This is a genomic window from Enterobacter sp. BWH52 (assembly GCF_001037565.1).
Classification (GTDB): Bacteria; Pseudomonadota; Gammaproteobacteria; order Enterobacterales; family Enterobacteriaceae; genus Enterobacter; species Enterobacter hormaechei_C.
On record NZ_KQ089854.1, the window covers coordinates 852,589 to 867,077 of the forward strand.

Here is a 14,489-nt window from a genome sequence, read left to right on the forward strand (position 1 = left end):
CCGCTGTTGTGGAGGTGATCTATGTGCGAACTGCTCGGGATGAGCGCCAATGTGCCAACCGATATCTGCTTTAGTTTTACCGGGCTGGTTCAGCGCGGTGGAGGAACCGGGCCGCATAAAGACGGCTGGGGCATTACCTTCTACGAAGGCAAAGGATGCCGCACGTTTAAAGATCCACAGCCCAGCTTTAACTCACCCATTGCCAGACTGGTGCAGGACTATCCTATTAAATCCTGTTCGGTGATCGCCCATATCCGCCAGGCCAATCGCGGCGAAGTGGCGCTGGAAAATACCCATCCGTTTACCCGTGAACTGTGGGGCCGTAACTGGACCTATGCGCACAACGGGCAGCTCTCGGGCTATAAATCACTGGAAACCGGCAATTTTCGTCCTGTCGGTGAAACGGACAGCGAAAAAGCATTTTGCTGGCTGCTGCACAAGCTGACCGAGCGCTATCCCCGTACGCCCGGCAACATGACCGCCGTTTTTAAGTACATAGCGTCACTGGCGTCTGAGTTACGCGCGAAAGGCGTCTTTAATATGCTGCTGTCTGACGGGCGCTACGTGATGGCGTTCTGCTCGACAAATCTGTTCTGGATCACCCGACGTGCGCCGTTTGGTGTCGCCACGCTGCTCGATCAGGATGTGGAAATTGATTTTCAGAAGGAGACCACACCGAACGATGTGGTCACTGTCATTGCAACGCAGCCACTGACGGGCAACGAAACCTGGCAAAAGATCATGCCAGGCGAGTGGGCGCTATTTTGTCTCGGGGACCGCGTAATTTGACGCCAGCTGCGGCTGAACCACTTCATGGCTGAGCGGTTTACTCACCACATAACGGCCATTGACGATGGACACCACCGGCGGCTTATGGGTCTGCTCGAAGTAGTCATAGCCCGGTTTTAGCTGTTTCCAGAAATCTGTGTAAACAGAGTACTTATGGCGTGCCATGTTCGCATCCGTCATACGGAACGGATAGATGCTGACCTGAACATTCGGCTGACCGAAGACCAGTGCGCCCGTGACAAACTGGAAGATTTCATCAATGCCGGAATCCGTCATCGCATAACAGCCGACAGACACGCAGGCGCCGTGGATCATCAGGTATTTCCCTTCGTAACCGTGCGCACGGTCGAAGGCATTGGGGAAACCGATGTTAATCGCTTTATAGAAGCGGCTGTCCGGTTTTAGCTGGTTACGCTGAACGTTGTAAAACCCTTCCGGACTTTTGAAGTCACCCTGCCGCTGTTTCGGCCCCAGCCCGCCAGAATAGTTACAGATTTTGTAGCTATCGAGCAGCTGATACGTCTCGCCCATTTTGACAAACAGATCGAGTGTGCGCTCTTCCTTGAAGATTTGAATATAAACCGGGGATCCCATCAACTGCTGTTTATACTCTTTACTGATCGGCGTCGTTGAACTATTACTGCCAAGCAGCCCGGCAAACGACATGCACGGTATCAGAAGCATCGCAATGAACAATGCGATTTTACGCATACTACTGGTTCCTTGATAAAACAATGACCAACTTGCCAGAACGGCAAAAGACACCCGAAATCAGACTAATCTGGACAGGAGCGCTCACATTAGCACCGATGGAGATTTTCGCAAGAGCCAACCTTTGCGTTTACAAATTAGTTTTACTTTATAACCCATTCACATTGTCCTGACTCCAGGAACTTTGCGCAATAGCTCGCATTTCGGCGCGCCAGACGGCGGATTTGCTGCCCCTGGCAGGGCCTAAAATGGTACACTCCGGCCTCTCTGGATTGTTGTTCATGGATACCTGCTAACCACATGTTTAGAATCAGAAAAGGACTCGATCTGCCAATCTCTGGCGTGCCTGAACAGCACGTTACCACCGGCGCCAGTATTCATCATGTCGCCATTGTAGGTGATGATTACGTGGGCATGCGTCCTGCGATGCTGGTACAGGAAGGCGATCGCGTAATAAAAGGCCAGGCACTCTTCGAGGATAAAAAAAATCCTGGCGTTATGTTTACAGCCCCAGCCAGCGGCACCGTTGTTGCCATCCATCGTGGTGAGCGTCGCGTCCTGCAATCGGTTGTTATTCAAATTGAAGGTGATGAGAAACGCGAATTTGCGCGTTTTGACGCCGCCGATCTCGCCACCCTCAGCCACGACGTGGTGCAGACGCAACTGCTGGAGTCGGGACTGTGGACGGCGCTTCGCACGCGGCCCTATAGCAAAACGCCCGTGCCAGGCACTGTGCCGGCCGCTATCTTCGTTACGGCCATCGACACCAACCCGCTCAGCGCAGATCCGCAGCCTCTTATCCTGGCGGAACGAAAAGCTTTCGATGCCGGCCTCACCGTGTTAACACGCCTGACGCCGGGCAAAGTGCATGTCTGCCAGGCCAGCGGCGGTAAGCTGGGCGGTCATCCGCAAGGGCAGGTGGCCTTTAATGAATTTGCCGGCCCGCATCCGGCGGGGCTGGTGGGAACGCATATTCATTTCCTGGAGCCGGTAAGCCTGACGAAACAGGTCTGGCATCTTAATTATCAGGACGTGATCGCTATCGGTAAGCTGTTCACCACGGGTGAGCTGTGCGCAGAACGCATTATTGCCATCGGCGGCCCTCAGGCAACCCAACCGCGTCTGGTTCGCACGCTGCTTGGGGCTGACCTGACGGCGCTGTTGGCTGGCGAAACGAAAGAGGGTGAAAACCGTATTATTTCCGGTTCGGTGCTGAGCGGCAGGCACGCGACAGGCCCGATGGCCTGGCTGGGTCGTTTCCATCTTCAGGTGAGTGTGGTGCTTGAAGGACGCGATAAAGAGCTGTTCGGCTGGGTACTGCCTGGCGCAGAAAAATACTCGGTAACCCGCACCACGCTCGGCCACTTCCTGCGTCATAAGCTGTTTAACTTCTCCACCAGCACCAACGGCGGTGAGCGCGCCATGGTTCCGATTGGCAACTACGAACGCGTGATGCCGCTGGATATTCTGCCCACCGTGCTGCTGCGGGATCTCCTGGCCGGTGATACCGACGGTGCCCAGGCGCTGGGCTGTCTGGAGCTGGACGAAGAAGATCTGGCGCTGTGTACCTATGTGTGTCCAGGTAAATACGAATATGGACCCGTATTGCGCGAGGTGTTAACCCGCATTGAGCAGGAAGGATAAACATGGGCTTAAAACACCTCTTTGAAAAAATTGAGCCGCACTTTACCGAAGGGAAGCTCAAAAAGTACTACCCGCTGTATGAAGCGACAACGACCATTTTCTACACGCCGGGTCTGGTAACGAAAGGCGCGGCGCACGTTCGCGACGCCATCGACCTCAAGCGAATGATGATTCTGGTCTGGTTTGCGGTCTTCCCGGCCATGTTCTGGGGGATGTATAACGTTGGGTTGCAAACTATTCCGGCGCTGCACCATATGTATGATGCAGAGCAGCTGGCGCAGGTGATTCAGTCTGACTGGCACTATCGTCTGGCACAGTCGCTGGGGGTGAGCTTTGCGGCAGATGCCGGCTGGATCAGCATGATGACGCTGGGCGCTGTCTTCTTCCTCCCCATCTATATGACTGTCTTTATCGTGGGCGGTTTCTGGGAGGTGCTGTTCGCCATTATTCGCAAACATGAGATCAACGAGGGCTTCTTTGTTACCTCTATTCTGTTTGCGCTGATTGTTCCGCCAACGCTGCCGCTCTGGCAGGCGGCGATGGGGATCAGCTTTGGCGTGGTGATTGCCAAGGAGATCTTCGGCGGGACCGGACGCAACTTCCTCAACCCGGCGCTGGCAGGACGCGCGTTCCTGTTCTTTGCTTATCCGGCGCAAATCTCGGGCGACCTGGTGTGGACGGCAGCAGACGGATTCTCCGGCGCGACGCCACTTTCACAGTGGGCGGCTGGCGGCGGCGAAACGCTGGTCAATAATGCAACCGGACAGCCTGTCACCTGGTTTGATGCGTTTATCGGCAATATTCCAGGCTCCATCGGTGAAGTGTCTACCCTGATGATTTTGATCGGCGGGGCTATCATCCTCTTTGGCCGCGTGGCGTCCTGGCGCATTGTCGCTGGCGTCATGCTCGGGATGGTACTCACCGCCACGCTTTTCAACTTCATTGGTTCAGACACAAACCCGATGTTCTCCATGCCGTGGTACTGGCACCTTGTGCTGGGAGGCTTTGCGTTTGGCATGATGTTCATGGCCACCGATCCGGTCTCGGCTTCGTTTACCGACAGAGGTAAATGGTGTTACGGCGCGCTCATTGGGGTGATGTGTGTACTGATTCGCGTGGTCAACCCGGCTTATCCGGAAGGGATGATGTTGGCCATTCTGTTTGCCAATCTGTTTGCGCCGCTGTTCGACTACCTGGTCGTGCGCGCCAACATTAAGCGGAGGAAGGCGCGTGGCTGAGATCAAAAATAACGACAGCATCAGCAAAACGCTGCTGGTGGTGCTGGTACTGTGTCTGGTTTGTTCCATTGTCGTGGCCGGTTCTGCCGTAGGGTTGAAACCGCTACAGCAGGAGCAACGTGCGCTGGATAAACAGCGTAACATCCTGGCCGTTGCCGGGCTGATGCAGGAAGGCATGACGAAGGATGACGTCGCAGCGGTGTTTGCCGAACGTATTACCGCACGGCTGGTGGATTTAAAAACCGGGGAGTTAATGGATAAAGACCCGGCGAAATACAACCAGGCGCTGGCGCTAAAAGATCCGCAAATGAGCACCACGCTTGACGCCTCGCAGGATCCGGCAGGCATTAAGCGCCGCAGCAATGTCGCGGAGATTTACCTCGTCCGTGACGAGCAAAAACGCATTCAGAAAATCGTGTTGCCCATCTATGGCAACGGTTTATGGTCAATGATGTACGCCTTTGTGGCGCTGGATACCGACGGCCGTACGGTTAAAGGCATTACTTATTACGATCAGGGCGAAACGCCGGGGCTGGGGGGCGAAGTTGAGAACCCTAACTGGCGGGCACAGTTTGTTGGTAAAAAAGTGCTCGACGACAACGGCCAGCCTGCGCTGAAGGTGGTAAAAGGGGGCGCGCGTCCCGGCGATGAATTTGCCGTTGATGGCCTTTCCGGCGCCACGCTCACCTCAAACGGTGTGCAGCACAGCTTTGATTTCTGGATGGGTGAACTGGGCTTTGGTCCCTTCCTGAAGAATGTACATGAAGGAGCGCTGAATAATGGCTGATACGGGTGAACTGAAAGAAGTTAAAAAGGTGCTGATTGGCCCGCTGTTAGCCAATAACCCGATAACGCTTCAGGTGTTGGGGGTGTGCTCGGCGCTGGCGGTCACCACCAAGCTGGAAACGGCGGTGGTCATGACGCTGGCGGTAACGCTGGTGACAGCTTTTTCCAGCATGTTTATCTCAATGATCCGCCACCACATACCCAACAGCGTAAGGATCATCGTGCAGATGGCGATCATCGCCTCGCTGGTGATCGTGGTCGATCAGCTCCTGCGCGCCTTCGCCTATGAAACCTCGAAGCAGCTTTCGGTGTTTGTCGGCCTGATTATCACCAACTGTATCGTGATGGGGCGTGCTGAAGCCTATGCGATGAAAATGCCGCCGCTGGCGAGCTTTATGGACGGTATCGGCAACGGCCTGGGTTACGGCGTAATCCTGTTGACGGTTGGTTTCCTGCGCGAACTTATTGGCAGCGGCAAGCTGTTTGGCATTCCGGTGCTGGATACGGTACAGAACGGCGGCTGGTATCTGCCGAACGGCCTGTTCCTGCTGGCCCCAAGCGCATTTTTCATTATCGGTTTGCTGATCTGGCTGATTCGTACGTTGAAGCCTGAACAGCAGGAAAAGGAGTAACCGACAATGGCTCATTACCTGAGTTTATTTGTGCGCGCGGTGTTTGTTGAAAACATGGCGCTCGCTTTCTTCCTGGGCATGTGTACGTTCCTTGCCGTTTCTAAAAAGGTATCGACGGCATTTGGTCTGGGCGTGGCAGTTACCGTTGTGCTGGGGCTTTCCGTTCCGATTAACAACCTGGTATTCAACTTCGTGCTGCGCGATGGCGCGCTGGTGGAGGGGGTTGATCTTAGCTTCCTGAACTTCATCACCTTTATCGGAGTGATTGCGGCGCTTGTTCAGATCCTGGAGATGATCCTCGATAAATACTTCCCGTCGCTGTACAACGCGCTGGGGATCTTCCTGCCGCTGATCGCCGTGAACTGCGCCATTTTTGGCGGTGTTTCCTTTATGGTTCAGCGTGATTACAACTTCAGTGAATCGGTTGTGTATGGCTTCGGTTCCGGTATCGGCTGGATGCTGGCGATTGTTACCATGGCGGGGATCCGTGAAAAAATGAAATATGCCAACGTACCTGCGGGGCTTCGTGGCTTAGGGATCACCTTTATCACCACCGGCCTGATGGCGTTGGGCTTTATGTCCTTCTCCGGTGTGCAGCTATAAGGGCTAACAAATGGAAATTATTCTTGGCGTGGTGATGTTCACGCTGATAGTACTGGTGCTGTCAGGGCTGATCCTGGCGGCGCGTGCGAAGCTGGTCAATTCCGGGGATGTGATCATTGATATCAATGACGATCCGCAGAATCAGATCCGTACCCCGGCAGGGGATAAGCTGCTTAACACGCTCTCCGGCAACGGGATTTTTGTCTCGTCTGCCTGTGGCGGCGGTGGCTCCTGTGGCCAGTGCCGTGTGACGGTGAAAGAGGGCGGCGGTGATATTCTGCCAACGGAACTGTCGCATATTACGAAGCGTGAAGCGAAAGAGGGATGCCGTCTGGCGTGTCAGGTCGCTGTGCGCCAGAACATGAAGATTGAGCTGCCGGAGGAGATCTTCGGCGTGAAAAAATGGGAGTGCGAAGTTATCTCTAACGATAACAAAGCCACGTTCATTAAAGAGCTCAAGCTGCGTGTCCCTGAAGGGGAGAGCGTCCCGTTCCGTGCGGGTGGGTATATCCAGATTGAATGTCCGGCACACACCGTCGCGTATGCTGACTTCGACGTGCCCGAAGAGTACCGGGCCGACTGGGATAAATTTAACCTCTTCCGCTTTGTTTCCGAGGTAAAAGAGCCCGCGCTCCGCGCCTATTCCATGGCTAACTACCCGGAAGAGAAGGGCATTATTATGCTCAACGTGCGTATCGCCACGCCGCCACCGAATGTGCCTGATGCCCCCCCTGGCGTCATGTCATCCTATATCTGGTCCCTCAAGCCTGGCGACAAAGTGACGATTTCCGGCCCGTTCGGCGAATTCTTTGCCAAAGATACTGACGCGGAGATGGTCTTTATCGGCGGCGGAGCGGGTATGGCGCCGATGCGTTCGCATATCTTTGACCAGCTCAAACGACTTGGCAGCAAGCGCAAGATCAGCTTCTGGTACGGAGCGCGTTCACTGCGCGAAATGTTCTATGACGATGAGTTTGAACAACTGGCACGTGATAACCCTAACTTTACCTTCCATGTGGCGTTATCCGATCCGCAGCCGGAAGATAACTGGACAGGCTATACGGGCTTCATCCACAACGTGCTGTATGAAAATTACCTCAAACAGCACCCGGCACCGGAAGACTGCGAGTTCTATATGTGTGGTCCACCAATGATGAACGCGGCCGTGATTAAGATGCTAAAAGATCTTGGCGTGGAAGATGAGAACATCATGCTCGATGATTTCGGAGGCTGATTATGCTGACCTTTCTGGCGACCTTTGCGGTGTTTGTGCTGGTGATCTTCGGCATGTCCTTAGGCTGGATCATCAAGCGTAAAAGCATTCAGGGCAGTTGCGGAGGCATCTCTTCCATCGGAATGGAAAAAGTGTGCGATTGTCCGGAACCGTGCGATGCGCGGAAAAAGCGGATGGCTCGCGAGCAGCAACGCATTATTTAGTCTTCCTGGTCGGGTAAGGCAACGCCGCCACCCGACAATTTCCATGCACACTTCTCAACCCTCATTTGTTTACTGTATACTTATCCAGTAACGAGTGAGGGCTTACTATGCGCAAAATAATCCACGTCGATATGGACTGCTTTTTTGCCGCAGTGGAGATGCGTGACAACCCGGCGCTGCGGGATATTCCCATTGCCATTGGCGGCAGCCGGGTACAGCGCGGTGTCATCAGCACCGCCAACTATCCTGCTCGCAAATACGGCGTGCGCAGCGCCATGCCGACAGCGATGGCGCTGAAACTGTGCCCGCATCTCACTCTTTTGCCCGGACGTTTTGATGCCTATAAAGAAGCATCGAGCCACATTCGGGAGATCTTTTCCCGCTACACCTCACTGATTGAACCGTTATCGCTGGATGAAGCCTATCTGGATGTCACCCACAGCGTGCACTGCCACGGCTCCGCCACCCTGATGGCGCAGGAGATCCGCCAGACTATTTTCAACGAGCTGAACCTGACGGCATCGGCGGGTGTCGCGCCGGTCAAATTTCTCGCCAAAATCGCCTCCGATTTAAATAAGCCCAACGGCCAGTACGTTATCACTCCGGAAGAGGTTTCGGCGTTTTTAAAGACGCTGCCGCTCAGCAAAATCCCCGGAGTGGGCAAAGTCTCCGCCGCGAAGCTGGAAAGTATGGGGCTACGCACCTGCGAAGACGTTCAGCGCAGCGATCTGGCGCTGCTGCTTAAGCGTTTTGGCAAGTTTGGCCGCGTACTGTGGGAACGCAGTCAGGGCATTGATGACCGGGATGTGAACAACGAACGGCTGCGTAAATCGGTCGGCGTTGAACGCACGCTGAGTGAAGATATCCATGACTGGACCGAATGTGAAACCATTATTACGGAACAACTCTATCCTGAACTTGAACGACGCTTACTGAAGGTCAAACCGGATCTGCTTATTGCCCGGCAGGGCATCAAACTGAAATTTAACGATTTTCAGCAAACGACGCAGGAACACGTCTGGCCACGCCTCAACAAAGAGGATCTTATCGCGACGGCAAAAAAGGCATGGGAAGAACGGCGGGGCGGGCGAGGGGTGAGGCTGGTGGGGCTGCACGTCACCTTGCTGGATCCGCAGCTGGAGCGTCAGCTGGTGTTGGGACTGTAGATTACGCTAATTGTAGGCCCGGTAAGCGTAGCGCCACCGGGCAACAGACGACGAATTACTTCGCAGGGATTGCTTTCAGCAGCTCAGTCAGCAGCGTCCAGTAGTGACCGACGCTTTCAATATGAACCTGTTCATCCGGGGAGTGTGGACCCGTGATGGTCGGCCCAATGGAGACCATGTCCATATCCGGATACGGTTTCTTGAACAGACCACACTCCAGACCCGCGTGAATAACCTGAATGTTCGGGGTGCTGTTGAACAGTCGCTGATAAGTTTCACGCACCAGTGCCATGACCGGAGAACTTGCATCCGGCTGCCAGCCCGGGTAGCTGCCTTTTGCAGACGTTTTCGCGCCCGCCAGGGTACCCAGAGATTCCAGCATGCTCACAACGTACTCTTTACCGCTGTCGATCAGGGAACGGATCAGGCAGATGATCTCTGCGCTGTCGTCACCCATGGTCACCACGCCCACGTTCAGGGAGGTTTCCACCACGCCTTTCGCCACGTCAGAGTTGCGAATAACGCCGTTTGGCGTTGCGTTCAGCAGCTGGACGAACGTGTCACGAGACTGTGCGGTCAGCGCGGCTTTATCCGTCGTAACGGACTCCAGCACCACCGTCAGGTTTTTCTCTTTTGCAGACAGTTCGTTTTTCAGGATCTCCAGATACACGCTGGAGAGGTTTTTCAGCTCGTCCGCTTTCGACGCAGGCACTGCCAAGGTAGCGAAGGCTTCGCGAGGGATCGCGTTACGCAGAGTACCGCCGTTGAAGTCCACCAGACGCAGATCCAGTTCAGCGGCATGGCCCGCCAGGAAACGCGCCAGCAGTTTGTTGGCGTTGCCCAGGCCCAGGTGAATATCACCGCCGGAGTGACCGCCTTTCAGCCCTTTCAGCGTCAGCTTAAAGGTCTCGAATCCAGCAGGGATCGCTTCGCGGGACAGCGGCAGGGTAGAGATGAAATCGATCCCGCCCGCGCAGCCCATGTAGATCTCACCTTCTTCTTCGGAGTCGGTGTTGATCAGAATGTCCGCTTGCAGCCAGTTTGCCTGGAGACCGAACGCGCCATCCATGCCCGCTTCTTCAGTCATGGTCAGCAGCACTTCCAGCGGACCGTGTTCAACGCTGTCGTCAGCCAGCACGGCCAGCGCGGAAGCCATACCAATACCGTTATCTGCGCCCAGGGTCGTGCCGCGCGCCTTCACCCACTCGCCGTCGATGTACGGCTGAATCGGGTCTTTTGTGAAGTCGTGAACGGTGTCGTTGTTTTTCTGCGGTACCATGTCCAGGTGCGCCTGCAATACCACTGGCTTACGGTTTTCCATACCTGCGGTGGCAGGTTTGCGGATAAGAATATTGCCAACCTGGTCGCGTTCAGCGTGCAGACCTTTTTCCTTTGCCCAGCCCATAATATGTTCGGCAAGCTGTTCTTCGTGATAGGAAGGGTGCGGAATGGAGCAGATTTTGGCAAAAATATCCCACAGCGGCTGTGGAGATAATTGAGACAGTTCAGACACGATAGGTCTCCTTGTCGATGCGCTGCAAAACAATGTTGCAGGTCACAGGGTTAGCAGGTTGATTATTACCACAAGTCAGGCTTGCGAGATGCAACTGAGAATACCACTTTCTCCCGTGGCTGGTAGCATTAAGCATGTAAAAACTCAGGCTCATGGCGCGTAACACTGGTTTTTAGTGCGTCAGATCTCTATAATCTCGCGCAACCTGGTTCACCCTCATTTTTTTTAAGCCGTATATAAACAGGCTGGGACACTTCACATGAGCGAAAAATACGTCGTCACCTGGGACATGTTGCAGATTCACGCACGCAAACTGGCTGCGCGTCTGATGCCTTCCGAACAGTGGAAAGGCATTATTGCCGTCAGCCGTGGCGGTCTGGTACCGGGGGCGCTGCTGGCACGTGAGCTGGGTATTCGTCATGTCGATACCGTATGTATCTCCAGCTACGATCACGACAACCAGCGCGAACTGAAAGTGCTGAAACGCGCGGAAGGCGACGGTGAAGGCTTTATCGTTATCGACGATCTGGTGGATACCGGCGGTACTGCGGTGGCTATCCGCGAAATGTATCCAAAAGCGCACTTCGTCACTATCTTCGCGAAACCAGCGGGTCGCCCACTGGTTGATGATTACGTCATTGATATCCCGCAGGATACCTGGATTGAACAGCCATGGGATATGGGCGTGGTCTTCGTACCGCCTATCTCTGGCCGTTAATTTCAGTACGTAACTTTACACGCCCGGTTATGCCGGGCGTTGTTCTTTTTACCCTGCCACGCGTTACAATGGTCTTCATATGACGTATCCATGGAGGCAACGCAATGACGCAGGCGAATCTCACCGAAACTCTCTTCAAACCCCGTTTCAAGCACCCTGAAACGTCGACGCTGGTGCGTCGGTTTAATCCGGGGACAATGCCTGCCGTTCAGTCAGCGTTAGACGGTAAAAACGTGCCCCACTGGTATCGAATGATTAACCGCCTGATGTGGATCTGGCGCGGCATCGATCCGCGTGAAATCCTCGACGTGCAGGCGCGTATCGTGATGAGCGAGTCCGAGCGTACCGACAGCGATCTCTACGATACGGTAGTGGGCTACCGTGGTGGAAACTGGATCTACGAATGGTCAAAGCAGGCCATGCTCTGGCAGCAAAAAGCGAGCCAGGAAGAAGATGCCACTCTCAGCGGCAAGCACTGGCTGCATGCGGCAAACCTTTACAGCATCGCTGCATATCCGCATCTTAAAGGCGACGAACTGGCAGAGCAGGCGCAGGCGCTGGCAAACCGGGCTTATGAAGAGGCTGCGCAGCGGTTGCCTGGCCGGATGCGTGAAATTGAGTTCGCCATTCCCGGCGGCAGCCCGGTGACCGGATTCCTGCATATGCCGGAGGGGGAAGGGCCGTTCCCGACGGTTCTGATGTGCGGTGGACTGGACTCGTTACAAATTGACTATTACAGCCTGTATGAGCGCTACTTTGCCCCAAACGGAATCGCCATGCTGACGCTTGATATGCCTTCCATTGGTTTTTCATCCAAATGGAAACTTACGCAAGACTCCAGCCTGCTGCACCAGCATGCATTAAAAGCGCTGGAGAATATCCCCTGGGTTGATCACACCCGGGTTGGCGCGTTTGGCTTCCGCTTCGGCGCTAACGTCGCGGTACGGCTTGCCTACCTTGAATCTTCACGCCTGAAGGCCGTCGCCTGTCTTGGTCCGGTGGTGCATGCTCTGTTAAGCGATCCTGCGCGTCAGGGTAGCGTTCCTGAGATGTATCTGGACGTACTGGCGAGCCGACTTGGCATGCATGATGCTTCAGACGAAGCGTTGCGCATTGAACTTAATCGTTATTCATTAAAAACGCAGGGCTTACTCGGCCGCCGCTGCCCAACCCCGATGATGTCCGGTTTCTGGAAGAACGATCCGTTTAGCCCGGAAGAGGAGTCACGCTTAATCACGTCGTCATCTTCTGATGGTAAATTGCTGGAGGTGCCCTTCAGCCCGGTGTACCAGAATTTTGACAAAGCGCTGAAAGAGATCACACGCTGGATCACGCAGAGATTGTGTTAATAGTTTGCTAAATTTCGTTGGTTTGGTAAAACAGTGCTTCACAAAAGGAGATCGCAATGACGTTACCGAGTGGACACCCGAAAAGTAGACTGATTAAGAAGTTCATGGCTCTTGGCCCGTATATTCGAGAAGAGCAGTGTGAAGAGAATCGCTTTTTTTTCGACTGCCTGGCTGTTTGCGTCAACGTGAAGCCTGCACCCGAAAAACGTGAGTTCTGGGGCTGGTGGATGGAAATGGAAGCGCAGGAAAACCGTTTTACCTATACCTATCAGTTTGGCCTGTTTAATAAAGACGGGCACTGGCAGGCGACGAGCATCAAAGATCAGGAAGTGATCGATCGCCTGGAGCATACGCTAAAAGAATTTCACGGCAGAGCTCGCGACCTGCTGGCAACATTGGATCTGAAGCTGGAGCCTGCGGACGATTTTTCCAGCGAAGCGGTGAAACTGAGAGCCTGATGATGTCCCAGCGCCGGGTGGCGGCTACGCCTTACCCGGTCTGAAAAATGTACTATCCCGTACGCCCGGTAAGCACAGCGTCACCGGGCACAAAAAAACCGGCTCAGCGCCGGTTTTTTTATTACCACAACATCAGAACTGGTAGGTCATGCCCAGCGCAACGATATCATCGCTGCTTACGCCCAGTTTATTATCGTCATCAATCTGATTGATCTTATAATCAACAAACGCAGACATATTTTTGTTGAAATAATATGTCGCACCTACGTCGATGTATTTCACGATATCTTCATCGCCGATACCTTCGATATCTTTGCCTTTAGACTGCACGTAACCCAGAGATGGACGCAGACCAAAGTCAAACTGATATTGCGCGACCACTTCGAAGTTTTGCGCTTTATTTGCAAAGCCACCGGAAATAGGGGCCATATTGCGGGTTTCGGAATAGATAGTGGCCAGATAAATATCATTGGCATCATATTTCAAACCGGTTGCCCAGCCTTCTGCTTTTTTACCTTCGCCGCGTGCCTGAAGGTTTTGCTCGTTGGTGCGGTCGGAGCTGGCATACGCACCAATCACAGAAAAATCGCTGCCGCCGAAGTCATAGCTCAGGGAGGTACCGAAGCCGTCACCGTTTTGCTTCTTCACGTCGCGGTTTTCATTTTTGCCCTGGTATTGCAGGGTCATATTCAGGCCGTCAACCAGGCCAAAGAAATCGGTATTACGGTATGTGGCCAGACCGGAGGCGCGTTTCGTCATGAAGTTATCGGTCTGTGCCAGGCCGTCACCGCCGAACTCCGGGAACATATCGGTGTATGCGGCGACATCATACAGCGCGCCCAGGTTACGGCCATAATCCAGTGAGCCGAAGTCTTTCAGTTTCAGCCCGGCAAATGCCAGACGTGTTTTTTGAGAAGAGTCGCTTTCAGCTTTGTTACCCGCGAACTCAGCTTCCCAACGTCCGTAGCCCGTCAGCTGATCGTTAATCTGCGTTTCACCCTTAAAGCCGAAACGAACATAAGTCTGGTCACCATCCTTAGCGTCATCATCACTGATGTAGTGCATTGCTTTTACTTTGCCGTACACGTCCAGTTTATTCCCGTTTTTATTATAAACTTCTGCTGCCTGAACAGATGCGGAAGCAACTACGCCCATTACCACTAATGCCAGAGTGCTCTTTTTCATTTTCAATCCTGATTTTATAAAAACGCGCTAATATTCGCTGAGTAATAAGATTCGGCTTATTACCCCGTGAAAAACAGGAAGGGTTTTATCGTTCGTGGGTGAAAGTTTTATGACAAAGTAAGAATATGTCTAAAAAAGTATGTTTTAATTTTTCGGTAATAAAATTGTCAAAATCTGCCGCTACGCTTCCTGATCCCGCGCAACAAAGTGACGGGTCATGCGCTAAGGCAGTTGGCAACGGGGCTGACACCTGTTAAAAC

At 53.8% G+C, this 14,489-nt stretch carries 15 protein-coding genes; 12 read left to right on the plus strand and 3 right to left on the minus strand.

Translation table 11 applies throughout. The features are described 5' to 3' along the window. Positions 1-21: 21 nt before the first annotated feature. Positions 22-789, plus strand: a complete 768-nt coding sequence (locus tag SK47_RS03990; RefSeq protein ID WP_003863229.1) for a class II glutamine amidotransferase — start codon at positions 22-24, stop codon at positions 787-789. Here SK47_RS03990 and dpaA read toward each other — a convergent pair. Continuing rightward, positions 760-1,500, minus strand: a complete 741-nt coding sequence (gene dpaA, locus SK47_RS03995) for a peptidoglycan meso-diaminopimelic acid protein amidase (protein WP_023315473.1) — start codon at positions 1,498-1,500, stop codon at positions 760-762. The genes SK47_RS03990 and dpaA overlap by 30 nt on opposite strands. Before the next feature lie 300 nt (positions 1,501-1,800). On the opposite strand from dpaA, the gene SK47_RS04000 reads away from it, so the two are divergent. The 8 genes from SK47_RS04000 (at position 1,801) to dinB (ending at position 9,006) form a co-directional block, all read left to right on the plus strand. Beyond that, a complete protein-coding gene (locus tag SK47_RS04000) occupies positions 1,801-3,144 on the plus strand; it encodes a Na(+)-translocating NADH-quinone reductase subunit A (protein ID WP_023315474.1) in 1,344 nt (447 codons plus the stop codon). A 2-nt stretch (positions 3,145-3,146) separates the two neighbouring features. Continuing rightward, the gene (locus tag SK47_RS04005) at positions 3,147-4,382 is read left to right on the plus strand and encodes an NADH:ubiquinone reductase (Na(+)-transporting) subunit B (protein ID WP_022647143.1); all 1,236 of its coding nucleotides are present in this window, start codon (positions 3,147-3,149) and stop codon (positions 4,380-4,382) included. Then, positions 4,375-5,169: a Na(+)-translocating NADH-quinone reductase subunit C gene (locus tag SK47_RS04010; protein WP_048243527.1), complete on the plus strand. Its 795-nt coding sequence runs from the start codon at positions 4,375-4,377 to the stop codon at positions 5,167-5,169. Before SK47_RS04005 ends, SK47_RS04010 begins: the two co-directional genes overlap by 8 nt. After that, entirely contained in the window at positions 5,162-5,800 is a 639-nt protein-coding gene (locus tag SK47_RS04015) for an NADH:ubiquinone reductase (Na(+)-transporting) subunit D (RefSeq protein ID WP_003863219.1), read from the plus strand. The genes SK47_RS04010 and SK47_RS04015 overlap by 8 nt, the downstream gene beginning before the upstream one ends. Positions 5,801-5,806: 6 nt before the next feature. Beyond that, complete coding sequence (gene nqrE, locus SK47_RS04020; protein ID WP_003863217.1) at positions 5,807-6,403, plus strand: NADH:ubiquinone reductase (Na(+)-transporting) subunit E; 597 nt, start codon at positions 5,807-5,809, stop codon at positions 6,401-6,403. A gap of 10 nt (positions 6,404-6,413) precedes the next feature. Further along, entirely contained in the window at positions 6,414-7,637 is a 1,224-nt protein-coding gene (gene nqrF / locus SK47_RS04025; protein ID WP_023315477.1) for an NADH:ubiquinone reductase (Na(+)-transporting) subunit F, read from the plus strand. A gap of 2 nt (positions 7,638-7,639) precedes the next feature. Continuing rightward, entirely contained in the window at positions 7,640-7,840 is a 201-nt protein-coding gene (nqrM, locus tag SK47_RS04030; RefSeq protein WP_003863212.1) for a (Na+)-NQR maturation NqrM, read from the plus strand. Between the two features lie 107 nt (positions 7,841-7,947). After that, positions 7,948-9,006, plus strand: a complete 1,059-nt coding sequence (gene dinB, locus SK47_RS04035; protein ID WP_003863209.1) for a DNA polymerase IV — start codon at positions 7,948-7,950, stop codon at positions 9,004-9,006. Between the two features lie 55 nt (positions 9,007-9,061). Here the strand turns inward: dinB and pepD are convergent, their stop codons facing one another. Beyond that, positions 9,062-10,519, minus strand: coding sequence for a cytosol nonspecific dipeptidase (pepD, locus tag SK47_RS04040; RefSeq protein WP_045347082.1), 1,458 nt, complete (start codon positions 10,517-10,519; stop codon positions 9,062-9,064). Positions 10,520-10,778: 259 nt separating this feature from the next. Here pepD and gpt point away from each other — a divergent pair, with 259 nt between their 5' ends. The 3 genes from gpt (at position 10,779) to crl (ending at position 13,044) form a co-directional block, all read left to right on the plus strand. Next, on the plus strand, positions 10,779-11,237 hold the full coding sequence (gene gpt, locus SK47_RS04045; protein WP_003863205.1) for a xanthine phosphoribosyltransferase: 459 nt from the start codon (positions 10,779-10,781) through the stop codon (positions 11,235-11,237). 104 nt (positions 11,238-11,341) lie between these two features. Next, the gene (gene frsA, locus SK47_RS04050; RefSeq protein WP_023295967.1) at positions 11,342-12,586 is read left to right on the plus strand and encodes an esterase FrsA; all 1,245 of its coding nucleotides are present in this window, start codon (positions 11,342-11,344) and stop codon (positions 12,584-12,586) included. Positions 12,587-12,642: 56 nt separating this feature from the next. Next, a complete protein-coding gene (gene crl / locus SK47_RS04055; RefSeq protein ID WP_003863201.1) occupies positions 12,643-13,044 on the plus strand; it encodes a sigma factor-binding protein Crl in 402 nt (133 codons plus the stop codon). 132 nt (positions 13,045-13,176) lie between these two features. Here the strand turns inward: crl and phoE are convergent, their stop codons facing one another. Beyond that, complete coding sequence (gene phoE / locus SK47_RS04060; RefSeq protein ID WP_003863199.1) at positions 13,177-14,229, minus strand: phosphoporin PhoE; 1,053 nt, start codon at positions 14,227-14,229, stop codon at positions 13,177-13,179. Between the last annotated feature and the right edge of the window lie 260 nt (positions 14,230-14,489).

Coding starts and splice junctions, on each gene's coding strand:
- crl (WP_003863201.1), top strand. CDS start 12,643: ATGACGTTACCGAGTGGACACCCGAAAAGTAGACTGATTAAGAAGTTC.
- SK47_RS03990 (WP_003863229.1), top strand. CDS start 22: ATGTGCGAACTGCTCGGGATGAGCGCCAATGTGCCAACCGATATCTGC.
- SK47_RS04000 (WP_023315474.1), top strand. CDS start 1,801: ATGTTTAGAATCAGAAAAGGACTCGATCTGCCAATCTCTGGCGTGCCT.
- nqrE (WP_003863217.1), top strand. CDS start 5,807: ATGGCTCATTACCTGAGTTTATTTGTGCGCGCGGTGTTTGTTGAAAAC.
- nqrM (WP_003863212.1), top strand. CDS start 7,640: ATGCTGACCTTTCTGGCGACCTTTGCGGTGTTTGTGCTGGTGATCTTC.
- gpt (WP_003863205.1), top strand. CDS start 10,779: ATGAGCGAAAAATACGTCGTCACCTGGGACATGTTGCAGATTCACGCA.
- nqrF (WP_023315477.1), top strand. CDS start 6,414: ATGGAAATTATTCTTGGCGTGGTGATGTTCACGCTGATAGTACTGGTG.
- dinB (WP_003863209.1), top strand. CDS start 7,948: ATGCGCAAAATAATCCACGTCGATATGGACTGCTTTTTTGCCGCAGTG.
- frsA (WP_023295967.1), top strand. CDS start 11,342: ATGACGCAGGCGAATCTCACCGAAACTCTCTTCAAACCCCGTTTCAAG.
- SK47_RS04015 (WP_003863219.1), top strand. CDS start 5,162: ATGGCTGATACGGGTGAACTGAAAGAAGTTAAAAAGGTGCTGATTGGC.
- dpaA (WP_023315473.1), bottom strand. CDS start 1,500: ATGCGTAAAATCGCATTGTTCATTGCGATGCTTCTGATACCGTGCATG.
- phoE (WP_003863199.1), bottom strand. CDS start 14,229: ATGAAAAAGAGCACTCTGGCATTAGTGGTAATGGGCGTAGTTGCTTCC.
- SK47_RS04005 (WP_022647143.1), top strand. CDS start 3,147: ATGGGCTTAAAACACCTCTTTGAAAAAATTGAGCCGCACTTTACCGAA.